This window comes from Microbacterium sp. Root180, from assembly GCF_001428485.1.
Lineage (GTDB): Bacteria > Actinomycetota > Actinomycetes > Actinomycetales > Microbacteriaceae > Microbacterium.
This window is the reverse complement of record NZ_LMHS01000003.1, coordinates 728067-743969: the sequence shown is the minus strand read 5'-3', so window position 1 is coordinate 743969 and position 15903 is coordinate 728067. Positions and strand designations below refer to the sequence as shown.

At 68.7% G+C, this 15903-nt stretch carries 17 protein-coding genes; 14 read left to right on the top strand and 3 right to left on the bottom strand.

Annotated elements, in window-relative coordinates:
- Positions 1-129: 129 nt before the first annotated feature.
- The 11 genes from ASD93_RS11010 to ASD93_RS10960 all read left to right on the top strand — a co-directional run bounded on the left by ASD93_RS11010 (position 130) and on the right by ASD93_RS10960 (position 10017).
- Positions 130-1431, top strand: coding sequence for an extracellular solute-binding protein (locus tag ASD93_RS11010; RefSeq protein ID WP_056122229.1), 1302 nt, complete (start codon positions 130-132; stop codon positions 1429-1431).
- A 78-nt stretch (positions 1432-1509) separates the two neighbouring features.
- The gene (locus ASD93_RS11005) at positions 1510-2469 is read left to right on the top strand and encodes a carbohydrate ABC transporter permease (RefSeq protein WP_056122226.1); all 960 of its coding nucleotides are present in this window, start codon (positions 1510-1512) and stop codon (positions 2467-2469) included.
- A gap of 1 nt (position 2470) precedes the next feature.
- A complete protein-coding gene (locus tag ASD93_RS11000; RefSeq protein ID WP_056122223.1) occupies positions 2471-3307 on the top strand; it encodes a carbohydrate ABC transporter permease in 837 nt (278 codons plus the stop codon).
- Positions 3308-3312: 5 nt separating this feature from the next.
- Positions 3313-3690 (top strand): nuclear transport factor 2 family protein, encoded by a 378-nt coding sequence (locus ASD93_RS10995; RefSeq protein ID WP_056122220.1) that lies wholly within the window; start codon positions 3313-3315, stop codon positions 3688-3690.
- A gap of 16 nt (positions 3691-3706) precedes the next feature.
- Positions 3707-4501, top strand: a complete 795-nt coding sequence (locus tag ASD93_RS10990) for a TIM barrel protein (protein ID WP_056122217.1) — start codon at positions 3707-3709, stop codon at positions 4499-4501.
- The gene (locus tag ASD93_RS10985; RefSeq protein WP_056122214.1) at positions 4498-6027 is read left to right on the top strand and encodes a GMC oxidoreductase; all 1530 of its coding nucleotides are present in this window, start codon (positions 4498-4500) and stop codon (positions 6025-6027) included. Before ASD93_RS10990 ends, ASD93_RS10985 begins: the two co-directional genes overlap by 4 nt.
- 49 nt (positions 6028-6076) lie before the next feature.
- Positions 6077-6484, top strand: a complete 408-nt coding sequence (locus ASD93_RS10980) for a C-glycoside deglycosidase beta subunit domain-containing protein (RefSeq protein ID WP_056122210.1) — start codon at positions 6077-6079, stop codon at positions 6482-6484.
- Positions 6481-7605: a sugar phosphate isomerase/epimerase family protein gene (locus tag ASD93_RS10975; protein WP_056122208.1), complete on the top strand. Its 1125-nt coding sequence runs from the start codon at positions 6481-6483 to the stop codon at positions 7603-7605. Before ASD93_RS10980 ends, ASD93_RS10975 begins: the two co-directional genes overlap by 4 nt.
- A gap of 12 nt (positions 7606-7617) precedes the next feature.
- The gene (locus ASD93_RS10970) at positions 7618-8655 is read left to right on the top strand and encodes a sugar phosphate isomerase/epimerase family protein (protein ID WP_056122205.1); all 1038 of its coding nucleotides are present in this window, start codon (positions 7618-7620) and stop codon (positions 8653-8655) included.
- A gap of 67 nt (positions 8656-8722) precedes the next feature.
- On the top strand, positions 8723-9139 hold the full coding sequence (locus tag ASD93_RS10965; protein WP_056122202.1) for a C-glycoside deglycosidase beta subunit domain-containing protein: 417 nt from the start codon (positions 8723-8725) through the stop codon (positions 9137-9139).
- Positions 9136-10017 (top strand): ThuA domain-containing protein, encoded by an 882-nt coding sequence (locus tag ASD93_RS10960; RefSeq protein WP_056122199.1) that lies wholly within the window; start codon positions 9136-9138, stop codon positions 10015-10017. The genes ASD93_RS10965 and ASD93_RS10960 overlap by 4 nt, the downstream gene beginning before the upstream one ends.
- A gap of 6 nt (positions 10018-10023) precedes the next feature.
- On the opposite strand, the gene ASD93_RS10955 is transcribed toward ASD93_RS10960, so the two are convergent.
- The 3 genes from ASD93_RS10955 to ASD93_RS10945 form a co-directional block, all read right to left on the bottom strand.
- Positions 10024-11016, bottom strand: coding sequence for a hypothetical protein (locus ASD93_RS10955; protein ID WP_056122196.1), 993 nt, complete (start codon positions 11014-11016; stop codon positions 10024-10026).
- Positions 11017-11032: 16 nt separating this feature from the next.
- Positions 11033-11446: a hypothetical protein gene (locus ASD93_RS10950; protein WP_056122193.1), complete on the bottom strand. Its 414-nt coding sequence runs from the start codon at positions 11444-11446 to the stop codon at positions 11033-11035.
- Between the two features lie 68 nt (positions 11447-11514).
- The gene (locus ASD93_RS10945) at positions 11515-12771 is read right to left on the bottom strand and encodes an ROK family protein (protein WP_056122189.1); all 1257 of its coding nucleotides are present in this window, start codon (positions 12769-12771) and stop codon (positions 11515-11517) included.
- Between the two features lie 127 nt (positions 12772-12898).
- On the opposite strand from ASD93_RS10945, the gene ASD93_RS10940 reads away from it, so the two are divergent.
- The 3 genes from ASD93_RS10940 to ASD93_RS10930 all read left to right on the top strand — a co-directional run bounded on the left by ASD93_RS10940 (position 12899) and on the right by ASD93_RS10930 (position 15824).
- The gene (locus ASD93_RS10940; RefSeq protein WP_056124413.1) at positions 12899-13939 is read left to right on the top strand and encodes a Gfo/Idh/MocA family protein; all 1041 of its coding nucleotides are present in this window, start codon (positions 12899-12901) and stop codon (positions 13937-13939) included.
- On the top strand, positions 13936-14697 hold the full coding sequence (locus ASD93_RS10935) for a hypothetical protein (protein WP_056122187.1): 762 nt from the start codon (positions 13936-13938) through the stop codon (positions 14695-14697). The genes ASD93_RS10940 and ASD93_RS10935 overlap by 4 nt, the downstream gene beginning before the upstream one ends.
- Before the next feature lie 107 nt (positions 14698-14804).
- Positions 14805-15824, top strand: a complete 1020-nt coding sequence (locus tag ASD93_RS10930) for a VOC family protein (RefSeq protein WP_056122184.1) — start codon at positions 14805-14807, stop codon at positions 15822-15824.
- Positions 15825-15903 lie beyond the last annotated feature (79 nt).

Below are 15903 nucleotides of genomic sequence, written 5' to 3'. Positions count from 1 at the left end.
CCCCGTATCGGCTTATGCCGCATATCGCAAACACTTATGTGCGTTTTCGGCACATGGTCGCGATACTGGTGACACAGCACAGGCGCTCGAATGGACGAGCCGCCGACAACGAAGTCAGAAAGGCTGGACATGTCACAGCACAGTCACACCGCTCTGCGCCGAGGAGCGATCATCGCGATCCCCGTCATCGGAGCGCTGCTCCTGGCCGGCTGCTCCGGCTCCGGCGGCGACTCGGGCGACTCCGGCGACGGAGGACCCGTCGAGTTCTCGTTCACGTTCGCGACGTCGAACAACCTCGAGAGCCCGTACGAGACGCTCGCGAAGGCCTATATGGACGCCAACGACGACGTCACCATCACCACGAACCCGACGCCGAACGACAAGTACGGCGAAACCATCCGGACGCAGTTCCAGGCGGGCAACGCAGCGGACGTCGTGCAGACCACGCCCGGCTCGGGCGACGCACGCGGCATCATCCCGCTCGCGGAGGCCGGCTTCCTCGAGCCGCTCGGCGAGACGGCGGCATCGCTGGTCCCCCAGGGGAGCGAGACGATCTTCGAGATCGACGGTGAGGTCTACGGCCAGCCGATGGACTTCACGATCGCGGCCGTGGTCGCCAGCATGGGCACCGCCGGCATGAACGGTCTCACGGAGTGGCCCACCAGCGAGGACGAGCTCTACGACGCATGCTCGGCGCTCGCCGGCGAGGGCAAGTCCCTTCTCGTGATCGCCGGCGCCGCGCCGCCCAACGCGGGTCTCACCGCGCAGGGCATCGCGGCCACCCGGGTCTACGCCGAGACCCCCGACTGGAACGAGCAGCGCGCCGCAGGCGACGTCACGTTCGCCGACAGCGACGGCTGGGCCGACACGCTCCAGACGATCATCGACCTCAACGACGGCGGCTGCTTCCAGGCCGGCGCGGAAGGCGGCGGCTTCGACGCCATCACCAACGGGCTCTCGCAGGGCGGCTCGGTCGGGAGCTTCATTCCTTCCGGCTCCGCGGTCGAGATCGCGACCGCCGCTCCGCCGGAGGCGGACTTCAAGGTGCAGCCGTTCCCGCCGGCCGATGGCGGCGACCCCTACATCATCGCCAGCTCGAACTACACGATCTCGATCAACGCCGCGTCCGAGAAGCAGGAAGCCGCCGCCGACTTCGTCGAGTGGCTGGCCACTCCCGAGGCGCAGGAGATCTACTACGAGGCATCCGGCCTCCTGCCCATCTCGAACTACCAGGACCTCGATCTGAGCGAGACGATCTACTCGCCCGTCGTCGACCTGCTGGCCGAGGGCTCGTACACGCCGCTGCCCAACAACATCTGGCCGAACCCGGCCGTGTACGAGGCGCTGTCGGTGGGCGTCCAGGGCCTGCTCACCGGTCAGAAGACGGTCGACCAGGTGCTCCAGGACATGGACGCCGCCTGGGGCGAGTGACATCATGAGCCGCCCGGGCCACGCGCCCGGGCGGCTCGCTCACACCTCCCGCACGACGACGTACGAACACGAGGAATCATGACCGCCACACTCAACTCCGAGACCGAGGCGCTGATCGTCCCGAAGCGCGATCGGCGCGGACGTCGTCGCGACGTCGCACCGCGTCGCCCCGGACTTCTGAAGTTCGGCTACTGGTGGTGGGCGCTCCCGGGCATCCTCCTCGTTCTCGCCATCCACTACGTCGCCACGGCGATCGGCGGATTCTTCGCCTTCACCGACTGGTCGGGCATCGGCGACTTCACCTGGATCGGGCTCGACAACTTCGTCGCGATCTTCAACGACCCGACCCAGATCGGCGCCGTCACCAACACGCTCTTCCTGGCCTTCGCGTCGGTCATCCTCAGCAACATCGCCGGCCTCGCCCTGGCACTCGGCCTCAATCGCGGGCTCAAGACCCGCTACGCGCTGCGGGTCCTCTTCTTCATGCCGGTCGTGCTCAGCCCGCTCGCCGTCTCGTACGTCTGGAAGTTCATCTTCGACTACAACGGTCCGATCAACGGCGTGCTGCGGGCCATGGGCCTCGGGGAGTTCGCCAAGGCCTGGGTCGCCGATCCGACCTGGGCGATCTGGACCGTCCTCATCGTGATCGTCTGGCAGAACACCGGCTTCGCGATGGTCATCTACATGGCCGGGCTCGCCGCGGTGCCGGTGGAGATCGAGGAGGCTGCGGCCATCGACGGCGCGAGCCTCTGGCAGCGCTTCTGGCACGTGACGTTTCCGTCGATCCGCCCGGCCGTCGCGATCGCGACCACGCTCGGACTCGTCAACGGACTCCGCGTCTTCGACCAGATCATGGCGCTCACCGGCGGCGGGCCGGCCGGAGCGACCGAGACGCTCGCCACCCAGGTCTACAAGGAATCCTTCGCCCTGGGCAACTTCGGATTCGGCGCCGCGCTGGCGCTCGTCCTCACCGTCATCATCCTGGTCTTCGCCGTCATCCAGCAGCGCGTGACCAGCGGTCGTCCCGAGGAGTCCTGACATGTTCCGCTACACCAAGCTCACCGGCCTGCGCGAAGTCGCCTTCTGGATCATCGCGGTCATCTTCCTCGCGCCGTTCTACTTCCTCGTGACGACCGCCTTCAAGTCCGACGAGGAGGTCCTCACGACCTCGAACCTCGCGCCGCCCTCGAGTCTGGACTTCAGCAACTTCACCGAGGTCCTGACGGCGCAGGGCAACTCCAACGTCATCCAGGGCCTGGTCAACAGCATCCTCATCACCACCGGAAGCATCATCGGCCTCGTGCTGCTGGGCGCGCTCACCGGCTATGTCATCGCCCGGAGCACCCGCCGGTGGAGCCGCGTGGTGTTCTATCTCTTCCTCATCGCGATCGTCCTGCCCACGCAGCTGGGCACCGTCCCGCTCTACATCGGCGCTCGCACGATCGGTCTGACCGGCTCCATCTGGGGCATGATCATCCTCTACACCGGGATGCTGCTGCCGCTGGCGATCTTCCTCTACGCGGGGTTCTTCCGGAGCCTCGGCACCGAGTACGAGGAGGCGGCGACCATCGACGGCGCCTCGCGCACGCAGATCTTCTTCCGCATCGTGCTGCCGCTCATGTCGCCGGCCACCGGCACGGTGGCGATCCTCGCCGGCCTCATCGTCTGGAACGACTTCTTCACCTCGCTGATCTTCCTCGGCGGCTCGTCGAACCAGACGCTCCCGGTGGCGATGTACTACTACATCGGCTCGCTCGTCTCGTCCTGGAACAAGATCTTCGCGATCGTCATCGTCTCGATGATCCCGATCCTCGCCTTCTACCTGTTCGCGCAGAAGAAGTTCATCCAGGGCTTCGCCGGTGGTCTGAAGGGCTGATCCAGATGAAGAGCGCCGGCAACCGAGCCGCGTTCGAGACGTTCGTGGACCTCTTCTACACGCAGAAGCGTGTGGCGGATGCCTTCGCCTACCTCGTCTCGGACCGATACATCCAGCACAACCCGACCATCGCCGACGGGCCCGCCGCCGCGATCGAGATGCTCGCACCCAAGTTCGACGAGTCGCCGGACGCGTCGTTCGAGGTGCAGCGGATCCTCGTCGACGAGGACCTCGCGATGGTGCACGTGAAAGCTTCCCGGCCCGGCGCCCCTGACGCCGCGGTCGCGGACATCTATCGATTCGAGGACGGCCGGATCGTCGAGCACTGGGACGTGCTTCAGCAGGTTCCCGTGCATGCCGCCCACGACCACCCGATGTTCTGACAACAGGAGAACCACCGTGTACCAGCTCGCACCCAACATCGAACTGCTCTTCACCGAGGCCGGCGACTACCACGACCGCGTCCGCGCCGCCGCGGCCGCGGGCTTCGACGCCGTCGAGATGTGGGGTCCCACGGGAGCGGACGCGCCGTCGACACCCAAGGACCTGCCGGCGCTCAAAGCCGCGCTCGAAGAGACCGGCACGCAGCTCACCGCCCAGCTGGCCGAGCCGCGCACCCAGTTCATGATCCCGCCGTGGGACCACTCCGAGTTCTTCCGCAAGCTCGACGAGGGCGTGGAGATCGCGCACTTCCTCGGCACACCGCGCATGGTCGTGGGCAGCGGGACGGGCTTCGGCGGGTGGAAGCGCCAGGTGCAGCTCGACAAGCTCATCGAGATCTACCAGAAGGCGATCGCGCAGATCGACGGCTCCGGGATCACGCTCGTGCTCGAACCGGTCAATGTGCGGGTCGACCACCCCGGATCGCTGCTCGACCGCACTGCCGAGGCCGTGTACGTCGCGCGCGGCGTCGACTCGCCGTTCTTCGGAGTGCTCTACGACATCTATCACTCGGCCGTCGAGGGCGAGGACATGGCCGTCGAGCTCGAGAACGCGGGTTCGCTCGTCAAGTACGTGCAGCTCGCCGACGCTCCCGGTCGCGGCGAGCCCGGGAGCGGCTCGCTCGACTGGGCGGAGCGCTTCGGCATCCTCCGCGCCGCCGGCTACGACGGACCCGTGGGCCTGGAGTACTACCCGACGCAGGAGTCCGCGGCATCCGTCGCCCTCATCCGGGACCTGGCGGCATCGGCATGACGAGGTACCCCGCCGAGGTCGACGTCGCGATCGTCGGCAGCGGTCCGGCGGGCGCGACCTACGCCCGCATCCTGACCGAGCAGGCACCCGATGCCGTCATCGCGATGTTCGAGGTCGGTCCCACCGTGTCCGACCCGCCGGGGGCGCACGTGAAGAACATCGGAGATCCCGAAGAGCGCGCGCGGGCGCAGCTGCGGTCCGAGGGCCCGGCCGCTCACGACGACGGCGACCGCGTGGGCGGGATCGTCAAGACCGCGCAGCGCCGGGCGCGACCGGGAACCTACCTCCTCGAGACCGGCTACCAGGTCGACGGCGAAGACGGTCTGCCCGTCGCCGCGATGTCGAGCAATGTCGGCGGCATGTCCGCACACTGGACCGGCGCATGTCCGCGGCCGAACGACAGCGAGCGCATCGGCTTCCTCGACGAGGCGGGCGTTCTCGACGACCTGCTCGCGGAGGGGGAGAGGCTGCTCGGCGTGACGACCGACGCGTTCGACAGCTCGCCCCACGCGCCCCTGGTGCGCGGCCGACTCGCCGCCGCCGCGGACGACGGCCGCGACGCCCACGCGAAGGTGCAGCGGATGCCGCTCGCCGTGCATCGGCGGGACGACGGCCGTCTCGTGTGGTCGGGCTCCGATGTCGTGCTGGGCGACGAGACCCGCGGCAACGCGGACTTCACGCTCTTCGACGAGTCGCTCGTCACCCGCGTCCTCACCGAGGACGGACGTGCCGTGGGCGTCGCCGTCACCGACCGGCGCTCCGGCGAGAGTCACGAGGTGCGCGCGCGGTTCGTCGTCGTGGCGGCCGACGCGCTGCGCACCCCCCAGCTGCTCTGGGCATCCGGCATCCGTCCCGATGCGCTCGGACAGTACCTCAACGACCAGGCGCAGATCGTGTTCGCGGTGCGGATCCGCGATTTCGCCCCTGCCGAGGGCGGCGACGGTGCCGCGGCGACAGGACTCAGCGAGTACAGCGGGGTGACGTGGGTGCCGTTCACCGACGAGGCGCCGTTCCACGGGCAGGTCATGCAGCTCGACGCGTCTCCGGTGAAGCTCGCCGACGACGACCCAGCGGCGCCCGGATCGATCGTGGGGCTCGGGCTGTTCTGCGCCAAGGACCTGCAGGCCTCCGACCGTGTCGAGTTCTCGGCCGACGCGGTCGACGGGTACGGGATGCCGGCGCCGACCGTGCACTACCGGCTGACGCCGCGCGACCACGAGGTGATCGATCGGGCGAAGGCCGAGATCGTCCGGCTCGGCAAGGCGATCGGCGAGCCACTGGACGAGCGCCCGTTCATGATGCCGCTCGGAGCCTCGCTGCACTATCAGGGCACGACGCGCATGGGCGAGACCGACGACGGGAAGAGCGTGTGCTCGCCCGACAGTGAGGTGTGGGGGACCCCCGGCCTCTTCGTCGCGGGCAACGGCGTCATCCCTACTGCCACCGCGTGCAACCCGACGTTGACGTCGGTCGCGCTCGCGGTCCAGGGCGCTCGGCATATCGCCCGCGCTCTTGCTTCAGTCTGAATCAGACATTAGAGTGTAGAAACAAGGACAAAGTAGTCAGGAGCATGAAGTGATCCCCGACCGCATCATCGAGCAGGGAACGCTCACGACCGACGGCACGCGTGCCGCCGTCGAGGTCCGTCTGCCCTGGTACCGGGCGCTCCCCGCATCGTGCATCGCCGGCGCGACCCTCACGGTCGACGGTGTCGAGGCCTCCGCCGCGACGCTGCGCTGGGAGCTGAACGGCCGCACCTTCACGTTCGACGAGCTCGCGACGAACATCGAGGAGTGGTGGTTCCCCACCGACTCCGCCGTCCTCTCGGGCGAGCTCGCGCTCGCCGACGACAGCGCCGATCACGAGGTCGCGGTCGGACTGGTCCTGTACATCCCCTACATCGTCATCGGCGAGAACGAGGTGCTCCACATCGAGGAGCGCGACGTCAAGACGATGACCGCACGGAAGGCGGTGGCCGCATGACCCTTCGACAGGCTCAGGACGGCGCCACCCTCGGTTCGCCCATCCAGGGCGTCACGCTCTACAGCTTCACGCGCGCGTTCCACGGCCGCGAGTACGACCTCGAGGGTCTCATCCGGAGGGTGGCCACCGACGGCTACGGCCCGGGACTCGAGATCATCGGGTTCTCGAGCTTCCGCGGCTTCCCGCACATCGACGACGCCTACGCGGGCTGGTTCCGCGACCTCGTCGCCGAGACCGGACTCGTCACGACCTCCCTCGCCGTCAACGCCGATGTCGGCATCCACCGCGATCGCCTGCTGACGCAGGACGAGCTCATCGAGTACATGACGCTGCAGATCAAAGCGGCCGCGAAGCTCGGCTTCCCGATCGCCCGCGTGCAGATCTCGATCACCCCCGACTCGATGGAGGCGCTCGCCCCCATCGCCGAGGCGCACGGAGTTACGCTCGCCCTCGAGGTGCACGCCGACCAGTACGCATCGCACCCCCGCATCCTCGCCCTGCGCGACCGGTACGAGAAGGTCGGCTCGCCCTTCCTCGGCTTCACCATGGACTGGGGCGCCACGGTCACGGGATTCGCCCCGTCGCTGATCGAGGCCTACCGCCGGCGCGGCGCGTCGGAGGAGCTGCTCGGCAAGGTCGTCGCGCTGTGGGACGAGTTCTACCAGCAGGGTCCGCCGGCCGATCAGGCCGACCACGGTCAGCGCTTCGGACGGTTCATCGGCCTCGCCGCGCAGAACGGCCGCCCCGACCTCGGCATCGACTTCGGGATCAACGGCACCGGCCTGTTCGGCCCCGCGCGGGTCGACGACTGGCTCGAGATCTTCCCGTGGATCACGCACGTCCACGGCAAGTTCTTCGGCATCGACGAGAACGGCGAAGAGCCCTCGGTGCCGGTGCGGGACCTCATCACGCTCCTCGTCGAGAACGGCTACAGCGGCGCGATCTCCAGCGAGTACGAGGGATGGCACTGGAACTACTGGCAGTCGCCCTTCGACATCATCGCCGGCGAGCAGGCCGTGCAGCGCTCCGCTGCCGAAGCGGCAGGGTCGCACATGATCACGGATGCTGCGCACGCCCGTGCGGCGCTCGCCGCCCATCTTCCCCAGACCGTCGGTCGCTGAAAGGACCCCCTCATGACCACTGACGGCATCGCCGGCACCGGCATCAAGCTCGGCACGACCCTCTACTCGATGACCAGCGAGTTCGCGGCGGGGCTCTACACCCCCGAGACGCTGATCAAGGCGGTCCACGACGAGGGCATCGGCCCCGGCGTCGAGTTCAACATCGCACAGCTGCTGCGCACCTACCCCGACGTCGACAAGGAGTTCGTGACGCTCTGGTTCGACTCGCTCGAGAAGTACGGTCTCGAGGCGAGCGCGGTCGGCACCAACCTCGACATGGGGCGTCGCAAGGACCGCGACATGACCCCCGACGAGGAGCACGAGTTCCTCGCCCGGCAGCTGAAGACCGCGCACACGCTCGGGTTCAAGCGCGTCGTGATCCGCTCTCACGGCAAGGAGCTCCTGCGCAGCCTCCTGCCGCTCGCGGAGAAGTACGACCAGAAGCTCGGGTACGAGATCCATGCGCCGTCGGGTCCGAACGATCCCGCCGTCCTGCAGATGCGCGAGATGTACGAAGAACTGCAGTCCGAGCGTCTCGGGTTCACGGCCGACTTCTCGTCGACGATGCACAGCCTGTCGCCGACGCTGCTGCGCACGCTCAGCCAGATGGGCATGGACGAGAAGCACTTCTCGGTCATGGACGAGATCTGGCACGAGCCGACGCCGATGCACGTGCGCAACCAGAAGTTCGAGGATTACCTCACGGGTGAGGGCGTGGACCCGCTGACGTTCGGCCCGTTCACGCGGCTCGCCTTCAACATGCACGGGCTCGTGCCGCCGGAGGAGTGGCTCGACATCATGCCGCAGATCTTCCACGTCCACGCGAAGTTCTACGACATCGGCGCCGACGGTGACGAGCCCGCGATGGACATCCCGCGTATCGTGCGGCAGTTCGTCCAGGGCGGCTACCAGGGCTATCTCTCGAGCGAATGGGAAGGGCACGCCTTCTCCGACCTCGGCGAGTCCGACCCGATCGACCTGGTCAAGAAGCAGCACGAGCTCATGCGCCGTGCCATCGAGGAGTCCGTCACGGAGGCTGCGAATGTCTGACACCGCCACCGCCGAGGCCGCCTTCGCGCACCGGACCGCCACCGACACGCTCGCCTAGGAGATCACCATGGCCACTCACAACTCCCTCTTCTCCGACACGGACGTCCGCCGCACCGACGATGGTCTGGCCGTCTCGGTGCAGCTCCCCTGGTACCGCAGCCTGTGGCTCTCGGCGGTCGACGGGGTCGCGGCATCCGTGAACGGCGCTGCGGTGCCCACCGAGAACCTGCGCTTCGCCCTCGGCGGTCGCGAGTACCGCGTCGAGGAGCTGCCCGAGCAGTCCGAGACGCTCTGGTTCGTCGCCGATCGCCCCGACGTGCTCATCCGGCTCGACGAGGTGCCCGCGGCCGGCGAGACCATCACCGTCGAGGTCGTGCTGACGATGCGTCTGCTCTACATGCAGATCATGCCGGGCGTCGACGGCGGTCCCGGCCGGTACGTGACCAATCGCGTCCCCGTCGAACGAGAGATCGTCCTGACATGACGCGAGGCGTCGACGATGTCCTGAACGTCCTCATCCTGTCCGGGCACATGACCCGCGAGCACGACAACGAGCACCGCAGCTTCCGGCAGCACAATCAGTGGCTGACCACGCTCCTCGAAGACACCGGGCGCTTCCGCGTGCGGGTCGTCGAGGATCCCCGGGGTCTCGGCGCCGAGATCATCGACAAGTACGACGCCGTGATCGTCGTGTTCGAGGGTCGCGACGGGTACCACGAGAAGGCTCTCGGGTTCGGAGCGGAGACGGATGCCGCGCTCCTGAGCTTCGTCCACGACGACGGCAAGGGCATCGTGTGGTTCCACGGCTCCGCCGCGCAGGAAGACGACTGGGGCTACCCCGAGGAGTACAACGTGATGCGCGGCTCGCGCCTGACGGTCGCCGGCGGACTGCGGCCGCGGCCGTGGGGAGAGGCGCAGCTCGACACGGTCGAGCCGCGGCATCCGATCACCGACGGCATCAGCGCGCGGTGGACCGTCACCGGCGACGACATCCTCACGGGAGTGGAGATCCTCGACGGAGCCCAGGTGCTGCTCACGACCTTCGACGACCTCGAGTCGTACGAGAAGGCGCCGGTGTGGCCGATGTCGCACTACCCGGTCGCCATTCCGGAGGAGGGCATCGCCGCCCTGCCGGGAATGAACACCGATCAGCCGATCGCGTGGATCAACGAGTACGGTGCGGGCCGATCGTTCACGATCACGATCGGACACGACATCGACACGTTCCGGCGGATCGAGTTCATCCGCATGTTCCCGCGCGGCGTGGAGTGGGCGGCGACCGGCGAGATCACCCTGGACGGTCCGGACCGTCGCGGCGAGCGCCGCTTCCTCCCCTGGCCGTACTACAACCACGAGGGCTGACCGCGCTCACGCGGCGGAGGTCAGAGCGGTGCGCGCCAGGGCGAGATGGGCGCGCGTCGTCTCGATCGGGTCGTCGTCGAGCCACTCCTGGCCGCCCCACTCGCTGCAGAGGGTGCCGGTGAAGCCGGACCGGCGCAGCGCCGCGCCGAGGTCGCGGATCGGCTGGGTGACCCGTCCATCGGCGTCGTCGAGGTCCCAGAACTTCAGGTGCGCACCCGACAGCAGGTGCAGCACCGGCTCGACCTCGTCGATGCGGCTGCGGCCGAAGCGCACCAGGAGGTTCATGTAGAGCGTGTGGATGCTCGGCGGGACCGCGCCGGACCGGAGGACCTCGACGACCGCGCCCGTGGTCGCCGGATCGGCCCAGTCGTCGCGCAGGCGGCGCAGCAGGTCGCGTGGGAGGTCGGACCGGTCGAGGAGGTCGAGATACGTGACGGGCAGTTCGGGCATGAGCATGCTGATGTCCAGCAGCAGGCGCACGTGCGGGTCGGCGATCCGGTCCAGCGTCTCGTACGCGGGGGCGAACGCCGGGTTCGAGGGGGAGCCCGATCCCTGCGCCTCCTCGAAGAGCACGACGTCGAGATCCGTGAGCACCGGAACCAGTCGCTCGAGGAGCGCGGGTCCGGCCTGGCCGAGTGGCAGGCGCAGTCCGGTCGCGCCGAGCGCGGCGGTGGTCTCCAGCTGGGGGAGGAGAAAGTCGAACCGCTCGTCGTCGGTGCGCCGACGAGCGGGCCCCGCCCACTCGTCGATGCTGCCGCCGACGATGCTCACCCGCCCGCCGAGCGCCGCCAAGTCTTCCCGGAGGGCGTGCGCCTCCGCGGCCGTCGGCTGCGGGAAGGAGCGCCACAGCTGACCGAGTTCGACCTCGATGTCGGTGGCGAGCCCGTCGGCGACGAGCGACGCCGCGATCTCGGGCGCGGGACGCCCGGCTTCGATCACGGTCGGGGTCAGGTTGAACGCACTCGCGGACAGCGTCCAGCCGGCGGGGAGAGAGGTCATGGTCACTCCGGTCGGGTCAGGCGACATCGCGCGAGACGGTTGCGGTACGGGCGGGCGCGCCGGCCACGAGCGTTCGCGTGGTGGTGAACGGGAGGGAGAGCGGGCTGTCCGGTCCGGCCTGCAGGTACGGGACCAGGAGCCGGAAGGACACGGTCACCGTGCGGGGTCCCGGGGCGACCGGAGCACGTCCCCTCAGTGCGACGCGGTCCTGGATGAACCACCACCCGCGTTCGTGGACGAGTGCGGCAGTGGAGACCGTCCGGTCGCCGATCTCCACCAGAAGCGGGCCGGCGTCGACGCCGTCGATCTCCACGGCCGGGTCGAGCAGGCTCGCGAGCGGCAGCGACCGGATCCACGGCAGCGACAGGCGCAGCACGAATCCGTCCTCGCGTGCCGAGAGCGCGTCCTCGCGCAGCGTCGCAAGCGTCATTGCACAACCTCCGTGGGCTTTAGTCCCGAAGATACACGCTTACGTCGAAAAGTGGAAGAAGTCCCGACTTACGCAGTCAGCGATGCGGGCGGCCGGCGGTGGGCGAACCACCTCGGGAAGGTCGCCTCGAACAGCTGCTCCTTCACCATCTCGACGCCGCCGCGCAGCGGCTCGCTGACGTCGTCGATCGACTGCACGATGCTGAGGTCTCGCGTGGCGAGAGGCAGGGACAGCTCGTAGACGCGCTGGCGCACCTCCGCGAGGAACACCTCGCCGGCAGCCGCGACGGCTCCGCCGATCACGATCACGCCGGGGTTGAACATGTTGACGAGGGCGGCGATCGATTCCCCGACGACGCGGGCGGATGCCTGGATCAGCGAGATCGCCAGGGCATCGCCGTTCTCGGCGGCACGCGAGATGTTCTCGGGGGTGGGCGGCACGCCGTCGGCGGACTGCCGTGCGAGTTGTCCCGTCGCCCCCGCCGCGATGGCAGCCTCGGCGTCGCGGGTGAGCGCCCAGCCGCCGGCGACCGCCTCGAGGCATCCGATCTTGCCGCACCGGCACTGCAGCTCCGACCCGGCGACGCGCACGTGGCCGATGTCGCCGGCGGCGCCGTTCGCGCCTCGATGGATCTGGCCGCGCGAGAGCAGGCCGGCGCCGATGCCCGAGCCGATCTTGCAGTAGATGAGGTCGAGACCGTCGTCGCGTCGTCTGGCGCGCTCGCCGTAGGCGAGCAGGTTCACGTCGTTGTCTACCCAGACCGGCGCGTCGAACTGCTGCTCGAAGCGTCGCCGCACGTCGAACCCGTTCCAGCCGGGCATGATCGGCGGGGCGACCGGGCGGCCGGTGGCGAAGTCGACGGGACCCGGCAAGCCCACGGCAACCCCCCAGACGGGCTTCGTCTCGTTGCGGCCGCGCAGCTCATCGACCATCGCGAGCGTCGCATCGAGCGTGTCCGCCGGACCGCGCGAGATGTCCCAATCCAGGTGCGTCTGGTCGACGATGGCGCCGTCGAGATCGGACAGGCCGACGTGGATGTGCAGTGCGCCCAGCGCGCACACGACGATGTGGCCCTGATCCGACCGGAAGCGGAGGGTCCGGGGGGCGCGTCCGCCGGAGGACGGGCCGAAGTCGCCGTCGCCGAGGAAACCCATCTCGATCGCCTGGTCCACGCGCTGGGCGACGACGCCGCGACCGAGGCCGGTGACTCGGCCGATGTCGGGCCGGGTGGTGGCATCCCCTGTTCGCACCATGTTGACGATGCGCAGAAGGCTCGTCACCTCGTCGGTCTGCGCGCCGAAGCGCAGTGTGGATTCCGTCGCCATGGTTGATTTTGACACAACCTTCCGCAGAATGCGGTCGATTGGGCGATGAAATAGTCGGTGAATCCTCTTACTTCTGTTCTATATCGACTGAAGTGCGAGTATGGTCGTGCGAGCGATCGGAGCACGAATGCACAACGTCGGGATCATCGGCGCAGGCCCGGGAACGTGGGCGCTGCACCTTCCGACGCTCGGCGCGCTCGCCGATGACTTCCGCGTCGTCCACGTCGCCGACACCGGCGGGGGACGGGCCGAGACGATCGCCGCGCGGGTGGGGGCGCGCTGGTCGTCCGACGCCGAAGCGGTGCTCAGCGATCCGGAGGTGGAGGTCGTAGCGATCTGCACGCCGCCCGCCTCGCACGCAGAACTGATCGTCGCGGCAGCGCGTGCGGGCAAGCGGGCCGTCTTCTGCGAGAAGCCGCTCGCGACATCCGAGGAGCAGCTCGATGCCGTGCTGGAGGCCTGCATCTCTGCGGACGTCACGCTCGTCGTCGGCACGAACCACCTGTTCGACCCGGCATGGGATCGCGTCAAGCACCGGCTGGATGCGGCATCCGCTCGGGTCCTCAGCGTCTCGGCGACCCTGTCACTCGCCCCGAACGGCCGGTACCACGACCTCGTCTCCGATCCCGTGGCGGCGGCGTCGCCCCCCGCGCGGCCGCCCGTGGACCCGGCAGACCGCGCGCTCTCCGCGGGCATCGTGCGCCAGCTCGTCATCGGTCTCGCCATCCACGATCTGCCGCTCGTGCGCGATCTCCTGCCGCAGTTCGAGGGCGTGGCCTACGCCCGTGCCGTACCGCCGATCGGCTACGACATCGGCTTCCGCGCGAGCGGGGCTCTCGTCCGGCTCACCGCGGTGATGACACCGCCCGGTGCGGACACGAGGTGGACCGTGTCGATCGTGACGACCCATGACCGGATCGACATCGACTTCCCCCCGCCGTTCGTCCATGCCGGGAGCGCGCGCGTGCGGGTGCGTGACGAGGAGGGGCGGATCGTCGAATTCCCTGCCGCCGACGAAGACGGGTACCTCGAGGAGTGGCGCGCTCTCGCGTCGATCCTGGCCGGCGACCTGCCGATGGAGTACTCCGAGCTCGAGGCCGACGCACGGTTCGCGATCGCGGTGGCGGATGCCGCTGCCGTCGCGGTGCGCGAGGGAGGCGTCCGATGAGCCGCTCGCCGGTCTGGGTCCGGGACTCCAGCTTCGACGCCGCCCTCGCGCAGCTGCCTGAGCGGGTCGAACGCGCGCACAGTCCGGGCGCGTCGATCATCGTGCTCGACGGCCGCCGCGAGCGACCCGAGCCCGTGCAGGCTCTCCTCGCAGAACGCCCGATCGTCGCGATCCTCACCCATCCCGCGTCTGCCTCCCAGGCCGCCGTCGATCAGCTCAGGGACGCGGGGATCCCCGTCGTCACCATGCGACCGCTTCTCCGCGCGGACGATGCCGCGATCGTCGCGGGGGCGACCGTGCGCCACCTCGTGCTCGATGCGCTGGCCTCTCGCGCCGATGTGCGCGCGACGCTCGTCGACGCGATCGGGTGGGCCCGGGCCATCGTCGGCGGTGGTCTCACGGTCTCGGCGTCGGCGCGCACCCGCGAGTCGCTGCTCGTCGCCCTGGAATCTCCTGCCGGCATCGGCGTCGCACTGAGCGCGACCCGTCTGGCCACCTCGATCGCTCCCGCACTCACGGTCGACGGACTCGGCGAGCGCCGCGTCGGAGTCCGGATCGATCGCGCAGCGGGAGTCCGCGAGATCGCCATCCACGGCGAGGAGGGGGTCGTGGTCGCCGCACCGCGATACGAGTCCTCGGAGCGACTCGCGCTGCGTCGCGCGCTCGCCGCGGCGGCCGGCGACCCCGTCGACGACCTGGTCTCACTGATCCATGATCGCTCGCTGGCCGACGAGCTCCTGGGCGCCACGAAGCCATAACCACGGTCGATGATCGACATCGATGCAATCCGCTTCCCTTATGCACGACTTCCGTCGGATAGTGGAAGAAGGGTCGGGATCCTCCGTCCCACCGGAAAGGATCGAAGATGATCAAGCTGCTGTCCCACCTCTCGTTCGTCGCGATCACGACGCCGGACCTGGAGGCATCGGTCGACTTCTACGTCAACCAGGTCGGGCTCATCGAGGTCGGTCGCGAAGACGACCGCGTCTACCTCCGCTGCTGGGGCGACTACTACAAATACTCCGTCGTCGTGGTGAAGGGCGACGAGCCCTCGCTCGAGACGATGGCCTGGCGCACGTCGTCGGCCGAGGCCCTGCGGGCCGCAGCCGAGAAGATCGAGGCCGCAGGAATCACGGGGGAGTGGTTCGAGGGCAACGGCATCGGCCGCGCCTACCGCTTCGTCGGCCCGTGGGGTCACTCGATGACCCTCCACTGGGATGTCACGCGCCACCACGACACCGAGGGCGACGCCGCGTCGATCTACCCCGACCGTCCCTCGCGCCGCAGCAAGGTCGCCGGCGCTCCCCGTCAGCTCGACCACGTCACGGTCGCGACCAGCGACGTCGACGCGTTCGTGCAGTGGTACGTCGACGTGCTCGGCTTCCGGTTCATGGCGCGCACGCAGCTCGACGAAGCGCCGATCTCGGTCTTCTCGGTGCTCACGACGAACGAGAAGTCGCACGACCTCGGCGTCGTGCTCGACGGGTCGACCCGCGCAGGTCGCGTCAACCACTACGCCTTCTGGGTCGACACCCGCGAGGAGCTCCTCATCGCCGCCGATGTGCTCGGTGAGAACGGCTACCCGATCGAGTACGGCCCGTCGATCCACGGCATCGGCGAGCAGAACTTCCTGTACTACCGCGAGCCCTCGAGCCTGCGCATCGAGCTGAACACGGGCGGCTACCGCAACTACGTGCCCGACTGGGAGGCCAACACCTGGAAGCCGTCGCAGGGCTCGAACAACTTCTACCGCAACAGCGCGATGCCGATGTCGATGACCGAGTCCTTCCCGCCCGCCGACGGACCGTCGGCGACGGAGGAGGGCGTTCCCGACGAGATCAAGGACGCGCTCTTCAACCCGTACGCCAAGCACGGCCAGGGCTGACAGCTTCGCGGGCGGCCCGGACTCCTTGCCGGGTCGCCCGCGACACCACTTCGCACGATGATGAGCGAGAAGGATGATG